This is a genomic window from Croceicoccus pelagius (genome assembly GCF_001661915.1).
Taxonomy (GTDB): Bacteria; Pseudomonadota; Alphaproteobacteria; order Sphingomonadales; family Sphingomonadaceae; genus Croceicoccus; species Croceicoccus pelagius.
In genome coordinates this window covers 64,341-78,619 of the sequence record NZ_LYWY01000040.1, presented here as the reverse complement: position 1 = coordinate 78,619, position 14,279 = coordinate 64,341, and the positions used below count along the sequence as shown (strand labels likewise).

Annotated in this window: 15 protein-coding genes; 14 read left to right on the top strand and 1 reads right to left on the bottom strand. The window is 65.7% G+C overall.

What is annotated here, in order from left to right; genetic code table 11:
• Positions 1-42 precede the first annotated feature (42 nt).
• Positions 43-330 carry a 4a-hydroxytetrahydrobiopterin dehydratase gene (locus tag A9D15_RS14600; protein WP_066766928.1) on the bottom strand — a complete coding sequence of 96 codons (288 nt, stop codon included), beginning with the start codon at positions 328-330 and terminating at the stop codon, positions 43-45.
• 74 nt (positions 331-404) lie between these two features.
• On the opposite strand from A9D15_RS14600, the gene ccmA reads away from it, so the two are divergent.
• From ccmA to A9D15_RS14530, 14 genes are all read left to right on the top strand, one after another.
• Entirely contained in the window at positions 405-1,001 is a 597-nt protein-coding gene (gene ccmA, locus A9D15_RS14595; RefSeq protein WP_066766298.1) for a heme ABC exporter ATP-binding protein CcmA, read from the top strand.
• Positions 998-1,648 carry a heme exporter protein CcmB gene (gene ccmB / locus A9D15_RS14590; protein ID WP_066766296.1) on the top strand — a complete coding sequence of 217 codons (651 nt, stop codon included), beginning with the start codon at positions 998-1,000 and terminating at the stop codon, positions 1,646-1,648. The genes ccmA and ccmB overlap by 4 nt, the downstream gene beginning before the upstream one ends.
• A gap of 70 nt (positions 1,649-1,718) precedes the next feature.
• Positions 1,719-2,720, top strand: a complete 1,002-nt coding sequence (locus tag A9D15_RS14585) for a cysteine synthase A (protein ID WP_066766294.1) — start codon at positions 1,719-1,721, stop codon at positions 2,718-2,720.
• 11 nt (positions 2,721-2,731) lie between these two features.
• Complete coding sequence (locus A9D15_RS14580) at positions 2,732-3,067, top strand: hypothetical protein (protein ID WP_066766292.1); 336 nt, start codon at positions 2,732-2,734, stop codon at positions 3,065-3,067.
• Between the two features lie 16 nt (positions 3,068-3,083).
• Positions 3,084-3,836: a Gldg family protein gene (locus tag A9D15_RS14575; protein WP_066766291.1), complete on the top strand. Its 753-nt coding sequence runs from the start codon at positions 3,084-3,086 to the stop codon at positions 3,834-3,836.
• Between the two features lie 359 nt (positions 3,837-4,195).
• On the top strand, positions 4,196-4,699 hold the full coding sequence (locus A9D15_RS14570; protein WP_066766290.1) for a division/cell wall cluster transcriptional repressor MraZ: 504 nt from the start codon (positions 4,196-4,198) through the stop codon (positions 4,697-4,699).
• Complete coding sequence (gene rsmH, locus A9D15_RS14565; RefSeq protein WP_066766289.1) at positions 4,696-5,655, top strand: 16S rRNA (cytosine(1402)-N(4))-methyltransferase RsmH; 960 nt, start codon at positions 4,696-4,698, stop codon at positions 5,653-5,655. The genes A9D15_RS14570 and rsmH overlap by 4 nt, the downstream gene beginning before the upstream one ends.
• A complete protein-coding gene (locus A9D15_RS14560; RefSeq protein WP_066766288.1) occupies positions 5,652-6,269 on the top strand; it encodes a hypothetical protein in 618 nt (205 codons plus the stop codon). The genes rsmH and A9D15_RS14560 overlap by 4 nt, the downstream gene beginning before the upstream one ends.
• 134 nt (positions 6,270-6,403) lie before the next feature.
• Positions 6,404-8,050 carry a peptidoglycan D,D-transpeptidase FtsI family protein gene (locus A9D15_RS14555; RefSeq protein ID WP_229660341.1) on the top strand — a complete coding sequence of 549 codons (1,647 nt, stop codon included), beginning with the start codon at positions 6,404-6,406 and terminating at the stop codon, positions 8,048-8,050.
• Complete coding sequence (locus A9D15_RS14550; RefSeq protein ID WP_066766287.1) at positions 8,050-9,525, top strand: UDP-N-acetylmuramoyl-L-alanyl-D-glutamate--2,6-diaminopimelate ligase; 1,476 nt, start codon at positions 8,050-8,052, stop codon at positions 9,523-9,525. The genes A9D15_RS14555 and A9D15_RS14550 overlap by 1 nt, the downstream gene beginning before the upstream one ends.
• The gene (locus A9D15_RS14545; protein WP_066766285.1) at positions 9,522-10,475 is read left to right on the top strand and encodes a hypothetical protein; all 954 of its coding nucleotides are present in this window, start codon (positions 9,522-9,524) and stop codon (positions 10,473-10,475) included. Before A9D15_RS14550 ends, A9D15_RS14545 begins: the two co-directional genes overlap by 4 nt.
• Before the next feature lie 146 nt (positions 10,476-10,621).
• Entirely contained in the window at positions 10,622-11,683 is a 1,062-nt protein-coding gene (mraY, locus tag A9D15_RS14540; protein ID WP_066766283.1) for a phospho-N-acetylmuramoyl-pentapeptide-transferase, read from the top strand.
• A complete protein-coding gene (murD, locus tag A9D15_RS14535) occupies positions 11,680-13,044 on the top strand; it encodes a UDP-N-acetylmuramoyl-L-alanine--D-glutamate ligase (protein ID WP_229660337.1) in 1,365 nt (454 codons plus the stop codon). Before mraY ends, murD begins: the two co-directional genes overlap by 4 nt.
• The gene (locus A9D15_RS14530; protein WP_308419914.1) at positions 13,041-14,267 is read left to right on the top strand and encodes an FtsW/RodA/SpoVE family cell cycle protein; all 1,227 of its coding nucleotides are present in this window, start codon (positions 13,041-13,043) and stop codon (positions 14,265-14,267) included. The genes murD and A9D15_RS14530 overlap by 4 nt, the downstream gene beginning before the upstream one ends.
• Positions 14,268-14,279 lie beyond the last annotated feature (12 nt).

Sequence of the window (14,279 nt, the reverse complement as noted above, 5' to 3'; positions counted from 1 at the left end):
TGAGTGGAACAGATTACTGGCCTTCGCGCAAATCGCGCCCGATCAGAGCAGGCCCTCGATTGCGTTGGCAAGGTCGATGTCGCGCTGCGAAACGCCGTCGGCATCGTGCGTGGTGAGCGTGATTTCGACGCGGTTGTAGACGTTGAACCATTCGGGATGATGGTCCGCCTTTTCGGCCAGGATCGCGACTCGGGTCATGAAGCCGAAAGCCTCGACGAAGTCGGCGAATTTGAACTTGCGCTCTATCGCCAGCAGGTCTTCGCGCAGTTCCCAGCCGTCAAGGTCCGCCACTGCCGCGTGCAGTGCTTCGCCTTCGATCCGTGCCACCATGGTCTTGCTCCGCTGTTTCTTGTTCCATCCTGCAACTTGGCAGGCCTCGCGCGATCCCATAGGGCAGCGTTTCGATGAATGCGAGCCACGCCTATCTTCGGGCCACCGACATTGCCTGCCGCCGGGGCGAAAGGCTGCTGTTCGCGCGCCTGTCGCTGGCGGTCGAGGCGGGCGAGGTGCTGCACCTTGCAGGCGCGAACGGCATCGGCAAATCCAGCCTGATGCGCATCCTTGCCGGCCTGATGCGCCCCTTTTCAGGCGAGGTGGAGCGCGAAGGCGCGATGGCGTTGCTGGACGAAAGGCCCGCGCTCGACACGCATCTGCCGCTTGGCCGTGCTCTCGATTTCTGGCGAGAGGTCGATGCGACACCGGCAGAGCGGCTGGACACGGTTCTGGCCGCCGTGGGTCTGCAGGACCTGCTCGACGTGCCGGTGCGGTATTTGTCGACGGGGCAGAGGAAGCGCGCGGCGCTGGCCCGCACGATCGCGCAAGGTTCGCCGATCTGGCTGCTGGACGAACCGCTGAACGGGCTCGATACCGCGTCGGTCGCCGTGGTGGAGAAGCTGGTGGCGCAGCACTGCGCCGATGGTGGGGTCTGCGTGCTCGCCTCGCACCAGCCGGTCGCGGTGCCGGGGCTCAAAAGGCTCGAACTGGCCGAGTTCGTCGTATGATCTGGGCGATCCTGAAACGCGACGTAGTGCTCCTGCTCGGAGGTGGCCGCAGGGGCGGGGCGCTCTTGCCGATCCTGTTCTTTCTTGCCGTCGCCATGCTTTATCCCTTTGCCGTGGGGCCGGATGCGCAATTGCTGGCGCGCACGGGCGGCGGCGTGGTCTGGGTGGCAGCGCTGCTGGCCGCGATCCTGCCGCTGGACCGGCTGGTGGAGCCTGATCTGGAGGCGGGGTTCTTCGATCAGTGGGCCTTGCGCGGTTTGGCCGAGGAATGGATCTGCGCGATTCGCATCCTCGCGCATTGGCTGTGCTTTGCCGTGCCGCTGATGCTGGCGACGCCCATCGCGGCGGTTCTGCTGGGGCTTTCGGGTGAGCAGCTGCTGACGCTCGAACTCGGCCTTCTGGCGGGCACGCCGGGGCTGGCGGCGCTTGGCGTGGCGGTCGCGGCCGTGACCGCGGGCCTGCGCGGCGGGGCGGCGCTGGCGGGATTGCTCATTTTGCCGCTGGCCGTGCCGCTGCTGATCTTCGGGGCGGGCAGCCTGTCCACGGGTGGTGAGGGCGGGCTTGCCCTCACCGGTGCGGCCAGTCTCGTGCTCGTGGCATTGAGCCCCTTTGCCGCGGGCGCGGCGCTGCGCGCGGCCCGGGAGTAAGCGCCGAATAGGCATCCCAAGCTTTTCTTCATTGCCCCGACAGGTTTGGCGTCCTACCTCTCGCGGCATAATGAACACGCTACCTGATACTCTTTCCCTTATCGGCAATACGCCGCTCGTCCGTCTTGCAGGGCCTAGCGAAGCTGCCGGCTGCGACATCTTCGGCAAGTGCGAATTCGCTAACCCCGGCGCTTCGGTGAAGGATCGTGCGGCGCTGTGGATCGTGCGCGACGCGGAAAAGCGCGGCGTGCTGAAGCCCGGCGGCACTATCGTCGAAGGCACGGCCGGCAATACCGGCATCGGCATCGCACTCGTCGCCAATGCATTGGGCTACAAGACGGTCATCGTCATGCCCGAAACGCAAAGCCGCGAGAAGATGGACACGCTGCGTGCCCTTGGTGCGGAGCTCGTCACGGTGCCAGCCGCGCCGTTTTCCAATCCGGGCCACTTCGTCCACACCTCGCGCCGAATTGCCGAGGAAACGGAGAACGCGGTCTGGGCCAACCAGTTCGACAATATCGCCAACCGCCGTTCGCACATCGATTCCACCGCGCCCGAAATCTGGGAGCAGATGGAAGGCCTCATCGACGGCTTTACCTGTGCGGTCGGCACGGGTGGCACGCTGGCGGGCGTGGGCATGGGGCTGAAGGAAAAGGACGAAAACGTCACCATCGCCCTGTCCGACCCGCACGGCGCGGCGCTCTATGAATATTACGCGCATGGCGAACTGAAGTCCGAAGGGTCTTCGGTGGCCGAGGGCATCGGGCAGGGGCGCATCACCGCGAACCTCGAAGATGCGCCGGTCGACACACAGTTCCGCATCTCGGACGAGGAAGGGCTTGAGTGGGTCCGCCGCCTGCTGTCCGAAGAAGGTCTGTGCCTCGGTTTGTCGAGCGGCATCAACGTCGCGGGCGCAGTCATGCTGGGCCGCATGCTGACCGAGAAGCATGGCCGCCCGGCGCGCGTCGCCACGATCCTGTGCGACACCGGCTTCCGCTATCTGTCGAGCCTCTACAATGCCGAGTGGCTGGAGAAGAAGGGCCTGCCCGTATTTCCCTGGCTGAAGGCGTAAGGGGAAGGACCGTGGCACGCATTACCACTCCCCAGCCGTCGGGCCTGATGGGTACGCGGGAAGAAGCGATGTACCGGCTCAAGGTGGGTGTGGGCGGATTGCTGATCGTGCTGCTGATCGTCGCGATTGCCAGTTCCATATTGCAGACCGCGCAGCAGGCCGACGATCCCGCCCGACAGATGGCGCAGGACGAAGGCAACGAACCGGCCAAGGATCCGCTGGTCGATATCGGTGTCGCGCCCGAACTTTCCGGCGATCAGGCCAAGCCGATCATCGTCCCCGACCTTCCGGCAGAGCAGATGCCGCCCGAGGCCATTGACGAGACCATGCCCGAAGCCGACCAGTGAAATCGGGTTACAACACGTGAAGCTGACGCCCGTTCTCGCCGCTTTCGCGCTGGTCGCCTGTTCGGCCCAGCCGGACGATCCCGCGCGGTCCCCGAATGCGAGCGAAACGAGCACGCCGGTTTCCGAGCGTGAGGAGCTGCTGCTGTTCACCAGCCTGCCGATCTACTGGTCGGAAGGCGGCGTGGGAGACATGCTGTCGGGTAATGCGCAAACGCACTGGGCGCGGACCGCGCTGGAAACGCGGTATGATCTCAAGCCGCTCGATACGCTGACTTCGCTTCCCGAAAGCGGCGTCTTGCTGATGGCGCAGCCACGCGCGCTGTCGGGTGACGAAAACGTCGCGCTCGACAACTTCGTGCGGGGCGGCGGCAGGGTCGTGCTGATCGTCGATCCGATGCTGGACGTTCATTCCTCCTACGGCTTTGGCGACAGGCGGCGGCCCGAGGCGATTGCCATGCTGTCGCCGATCCTTGGTCGCTGGGGGCTGAAGCTGGTCCATGACGGGCGCGAGGCTTACGCGGGCCAATGGAAAGGCCGCACTTTCCCGGTGGAGGAAGGCGGGTTGTTCGAACTGACCGATACGGGTCACGAAAGCCGCTGCCACCTCGATGGCGAAGGGCTGGTCGCAAGGTGCAATGTCGGAACAGGCAAGATTATGCTGCTGGCCGATGCGACTTTCCTTGCCGACGGGGATCATGCGGGAGAGGGCGGGGATGCGCTGCTTCTCGGCCTGATCGAAGCCGCCGCGACGCCGCCCAAGGCACCCTGATCCGGGGAATGCGCGGGCCGGGGCCCACGATTCGGGGACGATGCGGGAATAGAGCGGGTAAGCGCGGTGATTCTCACGGGAAAACACGGGATTGCGCTTGAATCGGGGGCCTCGATGGGCGATTCTGCCGTCATGAAAAGGGCACGCGAACTACGGATTTCCACCGGTTCCACAGGTTGAAACGCATTTTCCCGTAATTTCCCCTTTCATCCCCGATAAGACCGAGGTATTACTTCCATCATTCATGGAACGCATGATTTGCCGCGCCCGCAGGGGGCGTGCCGGGCAGCGCTGGAACGCGGCCCGGTGCGGGGGAGACGTGTGTTCCGCGGGGACCAACTTCGACCTTTGGGGATCACGTGGCGGGACGGCCATTCAGCTATCGGGGGCAGGGCTTTTCGCTTCGCGGCGAAAAGGGTCGTCTCGTGCTGCCTCCCGCGTTCCGCAAGGTCGTCCGCGACAGCTCGCACGACAGCAAGATCCTCTGCATCGCCAAGCATGAACGCTGGGACTGCCTGACCGGATTTGGTCTGTCCCGCATGGACGAGCTTGAAGAACAGCTCGACCGCGAGGAGGAACGCGCGATCCGCCTCGACAAGGACTTCGACCGCGATACCCGTTCGGCCCAGCTTTACGGTTTCATGGAAGTGCCGTTCGACGATTCGGGCCGTTTCATCGTGCCCGAATACCTCGCCGAACTTGGTGCGCTGGACGAGCAGGTCTTTTTTCAGGGCGGCGGCGCGTTCTTCACAATCTGGAACCCGGCAAAGCTCATGGAAATGGGCGACGACTGGGCGGCGGCAAAGGCTGCGTGCAAGGCGCTGATGGCCGATGCCGACAAGCCGAAGCGAGGCCGCAAGTGACCGGCGCGCCGCACATTCCCGTGCTTCTCGACGAAGTGGTCGAGGCGCTCAATCCGAAACCCGGCAGCGTCATCATCGACGCGACATTCGGTGCGGGCGGCTATACCCGCGCGCTGCTGGATGCCGGGGCCACCGTCCACGGCTTCGACCGCGATCCCGACGCGATCGCCGCCGCGCGCCAGTGGGAAGAAACCTCCGGGGATAACCCGCGTCTGGTGCTCCATCCCCGTCGCTTTTCCGAAATGCTGGACGCAATGCACGAATCTGGTGTGGCGGCAGTGGATGGAGTCGTCATGGATATCGGCGTCTCCTCAATGCAGCTTGACCAGGCCGGACGGGGCTTTGCCTTCTCGTCCGACGGCCCCCTCGACATGCGGATGAGCCAGGAAGGCGAGAGCGCGGCCGATTTCCTGAACTCGGCGGCAGAGGAAACGATCGCCGACGTCCTGTTCCAGTACGGCGAGGAACGCCAGTCGCGCCGCGTCGCCCGCGCCATCGTCGCCGCGCGGCCGCTGGAAACGACCGGTCAGCTGGCAAATGTCGTTCGCAAGGCACTCGGCTATCGTCCCGGCGCGCCGAAGGATCCGGCGACCCGCAGCTTTCAGGCAATCCGCATCCACGTGAACGGCGAACTCGACGAACTCGAAGCCGCGCTGTCCGCGTCCGAAGCGCTCCTGAAGGACGGCGGCCACCTTGCCGTCGTCAGCTTTCACAGTCTTGAAGACCGCATCGTGAAGCGGTTCCTGCGCGATGCGTCCAATTCGGGCGCGGCGCCCTCGCGCCACATGCCCGATGTCGGCACCGCGCATCAGCCGGTCTTCCGCAAGCCTGCCAAGGCGGTCCGCGCCGGCAAGGCCGAACTCGACCGCAATCCGCGCGCACGGTCTGCCGTGCTGCGCTCCGCCATCCGCACCGCCGCACCCGCCCGCCCTGAAGCCGAGAGGATCTCAGCATGACCAACCGCGCCCGCCTGCATTCCCTGCTCTGGACAGGTGCGGTGGCGTTTGCCCTTGCACTCGCGCTGGCGCTGACGCTGCAAGTCAAGGCCGTGAACAGCCAGATCGCGGAGACGGAGAAGTCGATCCTTGCCACGAAACAGCGCATCGCGGTGCTCGAAACCGAATTCCAGACCCGCGCGCGTCAGCAGCAGCTGGTCCGCTGGAACGAGGTCGAATTCGGCTATGTTGCCCCCAAGGCCAGCCAGTTCCTCGACGGCCAGGCACAGCTTGCCATGTTGGGCAAGCCGGTCGACATCATCGAAAGTGCGCCGATCCGCATGGCCGATGCCGCCGAAGTCGTGGCCGAGGGCGAGGAAGCACCCGCTCCCGTCCGCATGGCCAGCGCCGAGGTTGCAGGGCCAGTCAAGCTGAAGGGTGATCCCGAAAAGGCGAAAGCAGATCTTCCTGTCCGCCTTGCCGCTGCCGAAGCGCCCAGGATGATGCGCCAGCTCGTCGCTCGCGACACGGCTCGGGAAACAGCAAAACCCGCCGCCAAGGAAGTTAAGGCCGAACGCGCCGCTTCCTTTGCAGAGCGGTTCGATATCGACTCCGTGATCGGGGAAAAGCGCTAATGGCATCGATACCGCTCGGAACGGCCCAGGGCCTGACCGGGCCCGCCCACCGGCACCGCGCACGGCAGGCAACTCCGCAGGCATCCCAGGCATCGCCCGGGCGCCGTGCGGATCTTCGCGCTTCTACCCTGACGATGGCGCGCAAGCGCGTCGCGCTGATCGCTTTCGTCTTTGCGCTGGCGACCGCCGTCCTGGTGCTGCGCGTCGCGATGATGGGCGTCTTCGGCGGTTCGGGCGGGCTGACGCCGGCTGGTGACGCGCTGCTGCCCGATCGCGGCATGATCGTCGATCGCAACGGCGTGCCGCTGGCCCGCGACTTCAAGTCCTATGCCCTGTGGTTCAATCCCAAGGCGATGGAAGGCGGCGACCCGCTGACCCGGTCTCCGCGCGAAGTGGCGAAGAAGCTGGTTGCGATCTTCCCCGACATGGACGAGGCGGACCTGGAAAAACGCCTTGCATCGGGCAAGGGCCAGTACTTGCGCCGCCGCATCCTACCTGAAGAGGCGAACCGCGTCTTCGAGATCGGCGAACCGGCCCTGTCGCCCCCTGCCGAGCCCAGCCGCTATTACCCCGAAGGCAACCTTGCCGCCCACGTCCTCGGTTATGTCGGGGCGGACGGGAAGGGCCGCGTCGGCATGGAAGAGGTGTTCAACACCTCGCTCACCGACCCGTCGACCCGCGGCACCGAACAGGTTCTTGCCATCGATTCGCGCGTTCAGGCCGCGCTTGAAGACGAACTGCTGCGCGGTATGGGCCTTTCGCAGGCCAAGGGCGCAGGCGGCATCGTGCTCGATGTCGATACCGGCGAAGTCGTCGCGCTTGCCTCGCTGCCCAGCTTCGATCCCAATCACATCGACGAAAAGGGCATGGAGCTGATGTTCAACCGGGTGACCAACCAGGTCTACGAACTCGGTTCGACGTTCAAGCCGCTGGCCGTTGCCGCCGCGATCGATGCAGGCGTGGTGACCAACCTTGCCAAGACCTACCCCGCCGGCAAGCCGCTGCAGGTGGGTCGGTTCCGCATTCGCGACAGCCACACCATCGGCCAGAACATCAACGTTCCCGAAATCCTGATTCACTCGTCCAACATCGGCACGGCGCAGATCGCCGACGAACTGGGCAGCAAGCGGATGAAGGCGACGATGGAGCGGCTCGGCTTCAACGAACGTCCCTATATCGAACTGCCCGCCCGCGGTTTCCCGATCTGGCGCAGCGGCGAATGGCCGCGCCTGACGACGATGACGGTGTCCTATGGCCACGGCATCGCGGTGACCCCGCTGCATCTTGCCAGCGCCTATGCCGCGATGGTCAATGGTGGGGTGTGGCGTCCGGCAACGCTGAAGAAGCTGGCTCCGAACGAAGTCCCCGAAGGCCGACGCGTTTTCAAGGAATCGACCAGCGCCCGCATGCGCCAGCTGCTGCGCCTGATCGTCACCGACGGCACGGGCCGCAAGGCTGACGCGCCGGGCTTCCGACTTGGCGGCAAGACCGGTTCGGCCGAAAAGCCGGGCGAAGGCGGCTACAGGCGCACTTCGCTTGTCACCACGTTCGCATCGGCCTTCCCGATGGACAATCCGCGCTATGTCGTCATCACGATGTATGACGAGCCCAAGGGCACCGCGGCCACAAGCTATCAGCGTACCGCCGCATGGAACGCGGCAGCCGCCGTCGGCCGCATCGTCCCGCGCATCGGCCCGATGCTGGGTGTCTATCCGGACGAAAACCGCGAGATCGACCTGTCCGACGTACGCCCCCTGATCGAAAAGGGTGGGGCGCACTGATGAAGCTTTCCACCCTCTCTCAGCGCGCTGGCCTGACCGTATCGGGCGATGCCGATGTCACCGGCTTTGCCATCGACAACCGCAAGGTCGCGCCCGGCACCGTGTTCGGCGCGTTTCAGGGCAGCACGGTGAACGGTGAGGATTTCATTCCTGCCGCCATAAAGGACGGCGCGATCGCCGTCGTCGCACGCCCCGCAGCGAAGGTCGAGGGCGCGATCCACATCGCCGATGCCGATCCGCGCCGCGCCTTTGCCAAGCTGGCCGCACAGTTCTTCACCCCCACGCCGCGCACCGTGGTGGCCGTCACCGGCACCAACGGCAAGACCAGCACGGTCGAAATGACCCGTCAGATCTGGCGCATGTGCGGCAACTCCGCCGCGTCCATCGGCACGCTGGGCGTCACCACGCCCGATGCGAGCGTTTCGACAGGACTTACCACGCCCGACATCGTGACGTTCCTTTCGAACATGACCGGCCTGGCGCGCGAAGGCGTGACCCACGTCGCCTACGAAGCGTCGAGCCACGGTCTTTCCCAGTATCGCAACGAAGGCCTTCAGGTCGCAGCCGGCGCCTTCACCAACCTTTCCCGCGACCATCTGGATTATCACGCCGACATGGAGGCCTATTTCGCCGCCAAGATGCGCCTCTTCGACGAGGTCGTCTCGGATGGTGGATCGGCCGTGATCTGGATGGATGATCCGCGCTCCGGCGCGGCCTGCGAACATGCGAAACGGCGGGGTCTTCGCGTGTTCGAAGTGGGCGAGCAGGCGGATGCCGCGGATTACGGGATCCGCCTGCTCGAACGCACACCGACCGAGCTGGGTCAGGTGCTGAAGCTTTCCTTCATGGGAGAGCAATACAAGGTCTCCTTGCCGCTGATCGGGGCCTATCAGGCCGCGAACGCGCTTGTCGCGGCGGGTCTCGTGCTGGCGACGGCGGAAGAGGCCGGGCCGGGCGCCAAAGAGGTGTTCGACGCGCTTTCCCGGCTTCAGCCGGTGCGCGGGCGTCTGGAACGTGCCGCGATCAACCGCGCGGGCGCGCCGGTCTATGTCGACTATGCCCACACGCCCGATGCGCTGGAGGCCGCGATCTTCGCGTTGCGCCCGCATGTGAAGGGCAGGCTCATCACCGTATTCGGCGCGGGCGGAGACCGGGACACTGGCAAGCGCGCGCCCATGGGCGAGATCGTTTCCGCCCACTCGGACGTCGCCATCGTGACGGACGACAACCCGCGCGGCGAAGACCCTGCGGACATCAGGGCAGCCATCGTCGCCGGGGCAGGCGACGCGGACAACATCACGGAAATTGCGGGCCGGCGTGACGCTATCGCCGCCGCGATAAAGCAGGCGGGCCGGGGCGACATCGTCCTCCTCGCCGGCAAGGGGCATGAACAGGGGCAGATCATCGGACGCGGGGAAAATGCCCGGGTCCATCCTTTCGACGACGTAACCGTAGCCAGGGAATGTGCAGCATGAGCGCTCAGCCAGTACCTACCGCCACCCGCCGCGCCATCATCGAGGAAAGCGACGGCACCGCCTATCGCACCTTGTGGCGCGCCCACACGGTCGCCCTGTCCACAGGCGGCGAAGCGCATGGCGACTTCGCGGCCCATTCCATCGCGATGAGTCCCGCGAAAGTCGAACCCGGCGCGCTCTATTTCGCGCGCGGCGAAGTCGACGCGGTTGCCGCCCTTGCGCGCGGCGCGGTCGGCGTCGTCACTACGCGCCCGGTGCGCGGTCCCCATATCCTGGTCGCCGACATCGACGAGGCGCTGGCCCGCCTTGCCCGCGCCGCCCGGTCGCGCGCCCGCGCCACGATCGTCGCGCATGCCGGTATGGCCGGAACGCCGGTCGGCCGCTCCATCTTCACCGCGCTCAACATGGCAAGCCGCGGTCTTGCGCTGAAGGCTAACATGGCAGACGGCCTTGATGCCGCGCTTTCGGGCCTTGCCGCCGATCGCAGCCACGCGGTCTTCAACATCGACGAATGCGCCTCGATCGAACGCCTTCGCCCGCATATCTTTGTCGGCGGACGCGAACTTTCGCGGGCCGAGGGCATGCGCGCAGGCGCAGCGCTCCAGTCGGGCGGTGCCGCCGTGCTTCCCGCCGACCATCCCGACTTCGCCTGCTGGCGCGCCGCAGCACTCGATGCCGGCGCGCAGGTTTTCGGCTATGGCCGCAAGGCCAGCGCCGACATCTGCTTGCTCGATGCCGTTGGCGGTTTCGACGGTGGATGGCTGGTAACGGCAGAGATCATGGGTCAGCGCATGTGCTTCTCGCTCGGCCAGCATTTCGGCGACGCCTGCGCCTCGCTTGCCGTGTTCGGCGCGATGCGTGCCGCAGGGGCCTCGATGGGATGCGCCGCGCTCGTGCTGCAATCCGCCGGTTCGACGGACCGTGCATTGCCCGGGACGGTCGCAGTCTGAGGCCGCCGTTTCCCCGGCCCCACTGGGGAAATGAACAGCGGCCCGCTTCACAAGGCGGGCCGCTTCGCGCATGGCAGGACTACGCGTTTTCCGGTTCGGGCTTCGCGCCCGCCCGCCATTGTCCAGAGCACCGCTGAGGAGCGCCGATGCTTTACCTGCTTGCCCAGTTTTTCGAGTTCGAGGGACTGGCAAACCTTGTCCGTTACCAGAGCTTTCGCGCAGGCGCCTGCCTGCTGACGGCGCTGACCATCGGCATGATCATCGGTCCTCGCTTCATCGGTTACCTTCGGGTCAGCCAAGGCAAAGGCCAGCCGATCCGCGCCGACGGCCCGCAGACGCACCTTGCCAAGCGCGGTACGCCCACGATGGGGGGCTTGCTGATCATGACCTCGCTGTTGATCTCGATGCTGCTGTGGATGGATCTTACCAGCTTCATGGTATGGGCCTGCATCGCGGTGACGGTCGGTTTCGGCCTGATCGGTTTCCTGGACGATTACGACAAGGTGACGAAGCGTTCGCACAAGGGCCTGTCGGGCAAGGTGCGCCTGTTCTTCGAATTCCTGATTGCAGGGCTGGCCGCGTGGCTCGTGGTCGATGACACCACGCTCTATTTGCCCTTCATGACTTTCGGCATCCCGCTGGGGCCAATCTATTACGTATTTGCCGCTTTCGTGATCGTAGGGGCGGGCAATGCCGTGAACCTGACCGACGGGCTCGACGGGCTGGCGATCATGCCGGTCATCATCGCATCGGGCACTTTCGCGATCATCGCCTATCTGGTCGGTCGCACAGACTTTGCCGAATACCTGGGCATTCCTTATGTCGAGGGCGCGGGCGAACTGGCGATCCTGTGCGCCGCGATCATCGGGGCGGGGCTTGCCTTCCTGTGGTTCAATGCACCTCCCGCCGCCGTCTTCATGGGCGATACCGGTTCGCTGGCCCTTGGCGGCGCGCTGGGCGTGATCGCCGTCGCCGCGCACCACGAAGTCGTGCTCGCCATCGTCGGCGGGCTTTTCGTGCTGGAAGCCGTGTCGGTCATCGTGCAGGTCTTCTGGTTCAAGCGGACGGGCAGGCGCATCTTCCGCATGGCGCCGATCCACCACCACTATGAACAGAAGGGCTGGGCCGAGAGCACTGTCGTGATCCGTTTCTGGATCGTCGCCATCGTGCTTGCGGTGATCGGCCTTGCCACGCTGAAACTGCGGTGAACGGGCAGCCGGCCTCGATCCTGCCGCGCGCGATCTTCGACGGATCGCGCTACGCGGTGCTCGGGCTGGCACGCAGCGGGCTTGCCACCGTGCGTGCGCTGTGCGCCGCAGGCGCCAGCGTCGTGGCGTGGGACCGCAACGAAAGCGCGCGCGAAGAGGCGGAGACGATATTCGCCGATGCCCTCGGCGCCTGCACCGTCGCAGAACTGACGCCGGAAACGGTGAAGGGCTGCAAGGGCATCGTCGTATCGCCCGGCGTGCCGATAAACCGCCACCCCATCGCCGACATCGCGCGCACCGCCAACGTACCGCTGATCGGCGACATCGAACTGTTCGCCGCGGCCCGCAAGGCGCTGCCCGCGCATGGTGTGGTCGCCATCACCGGCACCAACGGCAAGTCGACGACGACCGCGCTGATCCACCACCTGCTGGAAAACGCGGGGCGCGTGGCGCGGCTTGGCGGGAACATCGGTATTCCGATCCTGGGTACCGAGCCGCTGCCCGAGGGCGGGGTCTATGTGCTGGAACTATCGAGCTACCAGATCGACCTGACGCGCAGCCTTGAAGCCGACATCGCGATCCTTCTGAATATTTCGCCCGATCACCTCGACCGCTACGACGAGGGCTTCCCCGGCTATGCCGCGTCGAAGGCCCGTTTGTTCGAGATGCAGCACGGGCGCGGGCTTGCCATCGTCGACCGGCACTCGCTTAAACAGATCCGCCCCGTCGCCCGCGCGCTTGATGGCCGCGCGCCCGTGGTGATCGAGGACGTGACGATCCCCGGCAACCAGGCCGACTGGCCCGCGCTGCAAGGCCCCCACAACATGGGCAATTCAGCCGCCGCCGTCGCCGCCGCGCGGCGCATGGGGCTGACCGACAACCAGATCGAGGCGGGGCTGAAAAGCTTCCCCGGTCTCCCGCACCGGATGGAGCGGGTGGATACTGTCGGCGGCGCGCTGTTCGTCAACGATTCCAAGGCGACCAATCCCGCCTCCGCCGCCCCCGCGCTGGCCGCGTTTCCGCCGATCGCCGGCAAGCCGCGCGTGCACTGGATCGTCGGCGGTTTGCCCAAAGGCGACAGCCTTGCCGAAATCGAACCGCACCTTGGCAATGTCGCGGCCGCCTACACCATTGGCGAGGCAGGGCCCATGTTCGCGCAGCTTCTGGACGGCCGCGTGCCCAAAGTCGTACGTGCCGAACTGATGGCAGAGGCGGTGTGCGCCGCTGCCGCCGCTGCGGGTGAGGGCGATGTCGTCCTGCTCAGCCCCGCGTGTGCGAGTTTCGACCAGTTCCGCGACTACGAAAAGCGCGGGGAGGCCTTTGTCAGCATCGTCCGGTCATTGGGGGGAGACGCATCGTGAGCCTTGCTCCGCAATTCGAAGGCGGCAATTTCCAGAGCGGCGCGGGCGGCGTCCATATCGCCCGCCGCTCGACCACCCGCCGCAATGGCCGCTGGCACGAACTCACCGTCTGGTGGCGCGAGATCGACAAGGTCCTGCTGTCCATCGTCGCCCTGTTGATGACGGCGGGTATCATCGGCGTCGCCGCGGGCAGCGCGGCCAGCGCGCATCGCCTGTCGACGGCGGAAACGAAACTGTCGGACCTGCACTTTTTCTGGATGCACCTGACCTGGCTGGTCATGGGCATCGCCACGATGTTCGCGGCCAGCCTGCTGCCGCGCGAATCCGCGCGCAGGCTATCGATCCTGCTTGGGGCGGGAATGTTCATCCTGTTGATCGCGGTGCCCTTCGTAGGTTCTGAAATCAACGGCGCGCGCCGCTGGATCAGGCTGGGTGCATCCTTCCAGCCGTCCGAATTCTACAAGCCCGCCTTCACGATCATGATGGCGTGGATCCTGTCGTGGCGCGTGCGCGATCCGCAGCTTCCGGTCATGGTCCTTTCGGGCGCGGTGCTTGCGGTGTCGGTCGGCCTGCTGATGCTTCAGCCCGACTTCGGCACCGCGATGCTGCTGTGCGGCGTGTGGTTCGTGCTGGTCGTCACCGTCGGCCTGCCTTTGCAGCGCGTGGGCTGGGCGATGGGCGGGATCGTCGCTCTGATCGTGGCGGCCTACTTCTTCTATGACAACGCGCGCCGCCGTATCGACGACTTCCTCGGCGGGACGGAGGCGTACAGCCAGGTCGACCTTGCCAACAAGACGCTGACCAACGGGGGCTGGTTCGGACGGGGGCTGTGGATGGGCGAACGCAAGAACGCCCTGCCCGAGGCGCATACCGACTATATCCTGTCGGTCATCGGCGAGGAATTCGGCCTGATCGCGGTTGCCGGGATCGCCCTGCTGTTTTGCGCATTGGTTGTTCGCGTCCTGTGGCGGCTTGCGGGGGAGGACGACCTGTTCACCCTTTTGGCCGGTACGGGTCTTGCGGCGCTGCTTGGCGGGCAGGCCTTCATCAACATGGCGGTGAACCTGCAACTGTTCCCGTCCAAGGGCATGACCCTGCCGCTGATTTCCTACGGCGGTTCCTCGATGATCGCGCTGTGCCTTACCGTCGGGCTGCTACTGGCGGTTACGCGGCGCAACCCGTATCTGACGCGCGATGGGCTCCCCAAGGGGCCGAGACGATAGAAGGACGATAGC

What these genes read in the sequence shown, in the direction of transcription:
- A9D15_RS14550 (WP_066766287.1), top strand. Translation starts at nt 8,050, where the DNA reads ATGAAGCTTTCCACCCTCTCTCAGCGCGCTGGCCTGACCGTATCGGGC.
- A9D15_RS14555 (WP_229660341.1), top strand. Translation starts at nt 6,404, where the DNA reads ATGGCGCGCAAGCGCGTCGCGCTGATCGCTTTCGTCTTTGCGCTGGCG.
- A9D15_RS14600 (WP_066766928.1), bottom strand. Translation starts at nt 330, where the DNA reads ATGGTGGCACGGATCGAAGGCGAAGCACTGCACGCGGCAGTGGCGGAC.
- A9D15_RS14585 (WP_066766294.1), top strand. Translation starts at nt 1,719, where the DNA reads ATGAACACGCTACCTGATACTCTTTCCCTTATCGGCAATACGCCGCTC.
- ccmA (WP_066766298.1), top strand. Translation starts at nt 405, where the DNA reads ATGAATGCGAGCCACGCCTATCTTCGGGCCACCGACATTGCCTGCCGC.
- ccmB (WP_066766296.1), top strand. Translation starts at nt 998, where the DNA reads ATGATCTGGGCGATCCTGAAACGCGACGTAGTGCTCCTGCTCGGAGGT.
- A9D15_RS14560 (WP_066766288.1), top strand. Translation starts at nt 5,652, where the DNA reads ATGACCAACCGCGCCCGCCTGCATTCCCTGCTCTGGACAGGTGCGGTG.
- mraY (WP_066766283.1), top strand. Translation starts at nt 10,622, where the DNA reads ATGCTTTACCTGCTTGCCCAGTTTTTCGAGTTCGAGGGACTGGCAAAC.
- A9D15_RS14545 (WP_066766285.1), top strand. Translation starts at nt 9,522, where the DNA reads ATGAGCGCTCAGCCAGTACCTACCGCCACCCGCCGCGCCATCATCGAG.